Raw genomic sequence first — 6,523 nt, forward strand, 5'->3', positions numbered from 1 at the left:
GAAGTCTAGGGAGGAAACGCCCAAAAGAGGGCTGCGCGACCGCGACGCCATCGCGATCGTGCACAAGCGTTGTGACACGTCATGTTGCGCCGCACCATCCCCCGATCCGGGGATGGTGTCATGTCCTGACTGCATGGAACTGTACCACGTCCACGACCATCCGGACCGAACTCGGTGGAGCCGGCGGCCTCGTACCTGCACGGAACAGGGCGTAACGCGGGCGGAGCCGTCCAGGGGATCTTAAGACAAAGGCCTCAGCATCGGCCAGGAGCTTCGAGAAAAGGCCGCCATGCTGCTGTACGTGTCCGCCGCCTGGGCGGGTGGAACCCTGACCCTGGCCGCCCTCTGGCAGCCGCTCGGCCCGGCGCTCGCGCTGGTGGCGGCCCCCTTCGGCGCGAGCGCGGTCACGGCCGGGGCCGCCTGCCTCGCCGCCCTGCGGCCGGATGCCCGGCGCGGCCGGGGCAACCCGCCCCCGGGCGGCGCGCCCCTGGATTGGCAGGAGGCCCACTGAGACAGGCTGCCGGCGGCCCGAAGGCTGGTGTTCGGGCGGCGTTGCGCGCACAAGACGGCAGATTCCGGCGGGGAAGCCGCCGCCCATGGAGCGCCCGTCGATGAACCCGGCCGACCTCGCCGCGCACGCCCATCAGGTCCTGCAGGAGGCGGACATCGCCGAGTTGCCGAACCGCTACCGCGGCAAGGTGCGCGACAACTACGATCTCGCGGACGGGCGCCGCATCCTGATCACCACCGACCGGATCAGCGCCTTCGACCGGGCGCTCGCCGCGATCCCCTTCAAGGGCGCGGTGCTGACTCGAACCGCGCGCTTCTGGTTCGAGCGCACGGCCGACATCTGCCCCAACCACGTCCTCGCCTATCCGGACCCGAACGTCGTCGTGGCCAAGCGCCTCGACATCCTCCCGGTCGAGGTGGTGGTGCGCGGCTATCTCGCCGGCACCACCTCGACCTCGATCCTGACCCGCTACCGGGCCGGCGAGCGGACGATGTACGGCCACAGCTTCCCCGACGGCATGCGCCCCAACGAGCGGTTGCCCCGGCCCATCATCACCCCCACCACCAAGGCCTTCGACGGCGGCCACGACGAGCCGCTGACCGAGGCCGAGATCCTGGAGACGGGGCTCCTCACGGCGGAGCAGTGGCGCACGGTGTCGGAGGCCGCGCTCGCCCTGTTCGCCCGCGGCCAGGCGCTCGCGGCCGAGCGCGGCCTGATCCTGGCCGACACCAAGTACGAGTTCGGCACCGACGCGGACGGGCGCATCGTGTTGGCCGACGAGATCCACACTCCCGACAGCAGCCGCTACTGGTTCGCTGCGAGCTACCCGGAGCGGCTCGCCGCGGGCACGGCGCCCGAGAGCTTCGACAAGGACTTCGTGCGCAACTGGGTGGTGGCCCGCTGCGACCCCTACCGCGATCCGATCCCCGAGATCCCGCCCGAGGTCGTGCTGGAGACGGCGGCCGTCTACATCGGCGCCTACGAGCGGATCACGGGCGAGCGCTTCGTGCTGCCCGACCCGGCCGAGGTGCCGCTGGAGCGCGTCCGCCGCAACCTCGCCGCCGCCGGGCTCCTGGGCGCGCGGACCTGAGGCCGGCGGCAACCTTCCAAGCCGGCACCGCCTGCCGACAGGGACCGCCTGCGGCGCACCGGATCTTTGAAAGCACATTCCGCGGGTGACGGCGTAGATTTCCATCGTGACGCAGGTGCTTACGGGCGCCGCGCATCCGACCCGCGGACAGGCACGATGGCTTCGAGCGACAGGACACACGCCAACAGGATCGATTTCAACAGGACCGATGCGGCGCGGGAACCGTCCCCGCGCCCTCCGTGTACGGGCCGCCTCCCCGCGACAGCCCCCGCACGGAAGGATGACGACGATGTTCGATCTCGACGCGACCCTTGATCTCCTCGATACGCCCGCGCTTCCGGAGGAGGACGCCGTCGTATGGGCGCCGCGCGACCGCGGTCACGGCAGGGCCGCCCTGGCGGCGGCCCTCGACGACGGGCTCCTGTCGGAGGAGGTCGACGCGATCCTGGCCGGCCGCCGGGTGGTCGAGGCCTTCCCGGTCCGCCGCGGCGAGACCCCGCCGGCCTACGCGACCCGCGCCGTCGCCGAGATGATGGCGGCCTACCTGCGGTAGGCCCTGCCGCCCCTATAGCGGAACGCTATGGCCCGGTGACGCAAGCTGTATTTGTGGCCCCGGCCGCGCCCCCGTAGATCGTCGTGACGGCGGGGAGGACGCGATGCGGACGATCGACCACGGGCAGCACCAGGACATCCGCGACGCGGTGCGCGCGCTCTGCGCCGAGTTCCCGCCCGCGTACCACCGCGAGGTCGACGCGGCGCGCGGCTACCCGGAAGCCTTCGTGGACGCGCTGACCCGGGCCGGCTGGATGGCCGCGCTCATCCCGGAAGCCTACGGCGGTTCCGGCCTCGGGCTCACGGAAGCCTCCGTGATCATGGAGGAGATCAACCGCTCGGGCGGCAATTCCGGCGCCTGCCACGGGCAGATGTACAACATGAACACGCTGGTGCGGCACGGCTCGGAGGCGCAGCGCCGGCACTACCTGCCGAAGATCGCCGCCGGGGAACTGCGCCTGCAATCGATGGGCGTGACCGAGCCGACGGCCGGCACCGACACGACGAAGATCAAGACCACGGCTTCGCGCCGGGGCGACCGCTGGGTGATCAACGGGCAGAAGGTCTGGATCTCGCGCATCCAGCACTCCGACCTGATGATCCTCCTGGCCCGCACCACGCCGCTCGATCAGGTCGCCAAGAAGTCGGAGGGGCTCTCGATCTTCCTCGTGGACCTGCACGAGGCGAGAGCGAAGGGCATGGCCGTCCGCCCGATCCTCAACATGGTCAACCACGAGACCAACGAGTTGTTCTTCGACGACCTCGAGATCCCGGCCGAGAACCTGATCGGCGAGGAGGGGCAGGGCTTTCGGTACATCCTCACCGGGCTCAACGCCGAGCGGGCGCTGATCGCGGCCGAGTGCATCGGCGACGGCTACTGGTTCATCGACAAGGTCACGGCCTACGCGCGTGAGCGCACCGTGTTCGGCCGCCCGATCGGCCAGAACCAGGGCGTGCAGTTCCCGATCGCGGAGAGCTTCATCGAGGTCGAGGCGGCCAACCTCATGCGCTACGAGGCCTGCCGGCTCTACGACGCGGGCGAGCCCTGCGGGGCCCAGGCCAACATGGCCAAGTACCTCGCCGCCAAGGCGAGCTGGGAAGCGGCCAACGCCTGCATCCAGTTCCACGGCGGCTTCGGCTTCGCGGCCGAGTACGACGTCGAGCGCAAGTTCCGCGAGACGCGGCTCTATCAGGTCGCGCCGATCTCCACGAACCTGATCCTGTCCTACGTGGCCGAGCACATCCTGGGGTTGCCGCGCTCGTTCTGAGGCCGCCCCCCTCTCCTCGCATACGGGGGAGAGGGAGATCCGCGCCCTCCGGCGCCGCCGACCGGAGAACGCGTTCAGGCCGCCGACCGGCCTGCCGTGAAGGCGGCGTGGTCGGCCATCAGCGCGCCCGAGAGCGCCGCGGCGATTAGGGCCCGGGTCTCCTCGACGCCGTAGAGGGCCACGAAGGAGCCGAAACGGGGGCCGCGGGCCTCGCCGAACAGCACGTTGTAGATCGTGGAGAACCACGCCTGCGACACGCCGGGCCGCCCGTCCGGACTCTTGGCCTTGCCGGAGAGGTCGGGGAAGTGGCGCCGCCCGACCTCGTAGACCGCGGCCTGCAAGGCCTCCGGATCGGTCGAGCCGGCATGCGGCGCCAGCGTCGCGGCCAGATCCTCCAGCGCCGCGCGCTCCTCGGCGGTCGGCTCCCGGTATGTCTTGGCCGGGCGCACGAAGTCGCGGAAATAGGCCAGCGCGTGCCCGACCAGCCGGTCGAGATAGGGGTGCGTCTCGGGCCCGATCCCGGGGGCGTAGCGCCGGATGAAGCCCCAGAGCACCGCCTTGTCCTCGGTGTTGGCCACCGCCGCGAGGTTCAGGAGCATCGCGAAGTTGACGCCCCCGCCCTCGACGCGCTCAGGCTCGGGCGGCGTTCCGGCGTGCAGGTGCCAGACCGGGTTGCCGAGGCGCAGCTTGGCGTCCTGGCTCCGGTAGCGGTCGAGGAAGTTCAGGTACTCGTCGACGTGGCGCGGGATCACGTCGAAGAACAGGCGCTTGGCCTCGCGCGGCTTGCTGAACATGAACAGCGCGAGCGAATCCGGCGTACCGTAGGCGAGCCACTCGTCGATGGTGAGCCCGTTGCCCTTCGACTTCGAGATCTTCTGTCCCCGCTCGTCGAGGAAGAGCTCGTAGTTGAAGCCCTCCGGCGGCTCGGCCCCGAGCGCGCGGGCGATCTGACCCGAGAGCTTGACCGAGTCGATCAGGTCCTTGCCTGCCATCTCGTAGTCGATGCCGAGCGCCACCCAGCGCATCGCCCAGTCGGGCTTCCACTGCAGCTTGGCGTGGCCGCCGGTCAGCGGAGTCTCGTAGGCCTCGCCCGTGGCGGGGTCGCGCCAGGCGAGCGTGCCCTTCGCGGCGTCCACGCGATCGATCGGCACCTGCATCACGTGGCCGGTGACCGGGTGGATCGGCAGGAAGGGGGAGTAGCTCGCCGAGCGCTCGGCGCGCAGCGAGGGCAGCATGATGTCCATCACCGCCTGGTAGCGCTCGGCCACCAGCATCAGCGTCGCGTCGAAGGCGCCCGAGCGGTAGCACTCGGTGGCCGAGCGGAACTCGTAGTCGAAGCCGAAGGCGTCGAGGAAGCGGCGCAGCTCCGCGTTGTTGTGCGCGCCGAAGCTGTCATGCGTCCCGAATGGATCGGGCACCTGCGTCAGCGGCAGGTTGAGGGCGCCCTGCAGGAGTTCGCGGTTCGGCACGTTGTCCGGCACCTTGCGCAGGCCGTCCATGTCGTCCGAGAAGGCGATCAGGCGCGTCGGCACCGCGTCCTTCGTCAGCACCCGGAATGCGTGGCGCACCATCGAGGTGCGGGCGACCTCGCCGAAGGTGCCGATATGCGGCAGGCCCGACGGGCCGTAGCCGGTCTCGAACAGAACTTCGTTCTTGGGTTTCCGCTCCAGCCGCGCGACGAGCTTGCGCGCCTCCTCGAAGGGCCAGGCGGCGGCGTGCGCGGCCGCCTCGATCAGGTCGGGGTCGAGGGTGAGCGGGGCGGGCATGAAGCGGTACGTTCCAGCATGTGCCGAGAACCCGCCTCACTACGGTAGGGGCGCCGGACGGGTCAACGCGGGGGGCTCATGCCGGATCCGCGCTGGAAGGGACGCCAGGATCGCCGGCGAGGTCGCGCTCCAGCCCGCGCACGGCCTCGACATAGGCCGGGAATGTCGCCCGCATCCGATCGAGACTCTCGTTGGTCTTGCCTGGATCCAGATCGAAACCGTACCGATGCCGAACCCTATGCCGAAAGCCCTTCAGCTCGGTCAGTGCGACGTAGAGAGCGTCATCGAGAAGCGGGGGACGCAGACCCAGGACGGCGGCGCGCATCTGATCGAGCAGATCCTGATGCGAGGTCTCGCCGGTCGGGACCGAGCCGTCGATATCATTGGCGAGACTGAGCAGCGTGTCCTCGATGCCGTTGTAGACGTTGTGGATTGCAGCGGCGATCGCCGTCATGCGGCCCCAGGCGTTGACGGCCTCCGGCGGCAGGGCATCGTACTGCCCGAGGAAGGCATCGAGGTTCCGGAGTTCGCGCGCGGCCCGCTCAAGCTTCGGCCCGAGCTTCGCGAAGGCGGGATGCGACGACGCGATCATGCTCGAAAGCCTCCCGCTGCTCCTGCGTGAGATCGCAGGCGAAGATCAGGTCGTAGGGGATTCCAGCGCCGCGGATGATGCCTGCGACGACGCGCTCGACCTCTGCCCGCTCGGCCGGATCGACCCTGCTCTCGACCAGAATGTCGATGTCCGAGTGCAGGCGGAAGCGGTCCGTCGCAAGGGAGCCGATCAGGGCGGCTCGATAGCCGAGCACGCCGAGCGCCTCGAGGCAACGCTCGGCCAGTCCCCTGGCCCGGCGGTGCCGTTCCGCGCCGCGCACCGCGGCGACCTCCGCGAACCGGGTCATGCGTGCCATGACGGATTCATCCGCTGCGGAACCCCGATCCGAAACATAGTGGATGCCCCGCCGTTTCAGAACGGGCTCACGGGAAAGAAGCGCAGGTACAGCTCCGCGTACTTGCCGTCGTCCCAGAGGCGCTGGAGCGCGTCGTCGAGGGCGCGGGACAGCGCGGCGTCCTCGGGCCTCGTCACGAGGCCGATCCCTTCCCCGAAATAGCGGTTCTCCAGGTAGTCGCCACCCGTGAAGGCGCAGCATCCGGCAGCCTCTTGGCCCCCGAGCCAGAGGGCGAGGTTGACGCCGTCCGCGAACAGGTAGTCGGTCTCGCCGCGCTTCAGCGCGCCCTCGGCGGCGGCGAGGTCGGTGAAGTCCTTCGCCTGCGCCTTCGGGAAGAAGGCGCGGAGATAGGCGGCGTGGGCGCTGCCCGCGATCACGCCCACGCCGCC

Annotated in this window: 8 protein-coding genes; 4 read left to right on the top strand and 4 right to left on the bottom strand. The window is 70.0% G+C overall.

Annotation, left to right across the window (positions count from 1 at the left end; all coding sequences use genetic code 11):
• Positions 1–289 precede the first annotated feature (289 nt).
• The 4 genes from AX737_RS24560 (at position 290) to AX737_RS24575 (ending at position 3,421) form a co-directional block, all read left to right on the top strand.
• The gene (locus AX737_RS24560) at positions 290–511 is read left to right on the top strand and encodes a hypothetical protein (protein WP_066925872.1); all 222 of its coding nucleotides are present in this window, start codon (positions 290–292) and stop codon (positions 509–511) included.
• 100 nt (positions 512–611) lie between these two features.
• Positions 612–1,601 (top strand): phosphoribosylaminoimidazolesuccinocarboxamide synthase, encoded by a 990-nt coding sequence (locus tag AX737_RS24565; protein WP_066925887.1) that lies wholly within the window; start codon positions 612–614, stop codon positions 1,599–1,601.
• 289 nt (positions 1,602–1,890) lie between these two features.
• Positions 1,891–2,154 carry a hypothetical protein gene (locus AX737_RS24570; protein ID WP_066925874.1) on the top strand — a complete coding sequence of 88 codons (264 nt, stop codon included), beginning with the start codon at positions 1,891–1,893 and terminating at the stop codon, positions 2,152–2,154.
• A 103-nt stretch (positions 2,155–2,257) separates the two neighbouring features.
• A complete protein-coding gene (locus AX737_RS24575; protein WP_066925877.1) occupies positions 2,258–3,421 on the top strand; it encodes an acyl-CoA dehydrogenase family protein in 1,164 nt (387 codons plus the stop codon).
• Between the two features lie 74 nt (positions 3,422–3,495).
• Here the strand turns inward: AX737_RS24575 and AX737_RS24580 are convergent, their stop codons facing one another.
• The 4 genes from AX737_RS24580 to AX737_RS24595 form a co-directional block, all read right to left on the bottom strand.
• Positions 3,496–5,187 carry a lysine--tRNA ligase gene (locus AX737_RS24580; protein WP_066925880.1) on the bottom strand — a complete coding sequence of 564 codons (1,692 nt, stop codon included), beginning with the start codon at positions 5,185–5,187 and terminating at the stop codon, positions 3,496–3,498.
• Between the two features lie 76 nt (positions 5,188–5,263).
• On the bottom strand, positions 5,264–5,779 hold the full coding sequence (locus tag AX737_RS24585) for a hypothetical protein (RefSeq protein ID WP_238230346.1): 516 nt from the start codon (positions 5,777–5,779) through the stop codon (positions 5,264–5,266).
• On the bottom strand, positions 5,730–6,095 hold the full coding sequence (locus AX737_RS24590) for a nucleotidyltransferase domain-containing protein (RefSeq protein ID WP_066925884.1): 366 nt from the start codon (positions 6,093–6,095) through the stop codon (positions 5,730–5,732). The genes AX737_RS24585 and AX737_RS24590 overlap by 50 nt, the downstream gene beginning before the upstream one ends.
• 56 nt (positions 6,096–6,151) lie before the next feature.
• On the bottom strand, positions 6,152–6,523 hold a 372-nt coding region (locus AX737_RS24595; protein ID WP_156453932.1), incomplete at its 5' end, for a transporter substrate-binding domain-containing protein.

This window comes from Methylobacterium sp. CCH5-D2 (assembly GCF_001556475.1).
GTDB lineage: Bacteria > Pseudomonadota > Alphaproteobacteria > Rhizobiales > Beijerinckiaceae > Methylobacterium > Methylobacterium hispanicum.

Coding starts and splice junctions, on each gene's coding strand:
- AX737_RS24560 (WP_066925872.1), top strand. CDS start 290: ATGCTGCTGTACGTGTCCGCCGCCTGGGCGGGTGGAACCCTGACCCTG.
- AX737_RS24565 (WP_066925887.1), top strand. CDS start 612: ATGAACCCGGCCGACCTCGCCGCGCACGCCCATCAGGTCCTGCAGGAG.
- AX737_RS24570 (WP_066925874.1), top strand. CDS start 1,891: ATGTTCGATCTCGACGCGACCCTTGATCTCCTCGATACGCCCGCGCTT.
- AX737_RS24575 (WP_066925877.1), top strand. CDS start 2,258: ATGCGGACGATCGACCACGGGCAGCACCAGGACATCCGCGACGCGGTG.
- AX737_RS24580 (WP_066925880.1), bottom strand. CDS start 5,187: ATGCCCGCCCCGCTCACCCTCGACCCCGACCTGATCGAGGCGGCCGCG.
- AX737_RS24585 (WP_238230346.1), bottom strand. CDS start 5,779: ATGATCGCGTCGTCGCATCCCGCCTTCGCGAAGCTCGGGCCGAAGCTT.
- AX737_RS24590 (WP_066925884.1), bottom strand. CDS start 6,095: ATGGCACGCATGACCCGGTTCGCGGAGGTCGCCGCGGTGCGCGGCGCG.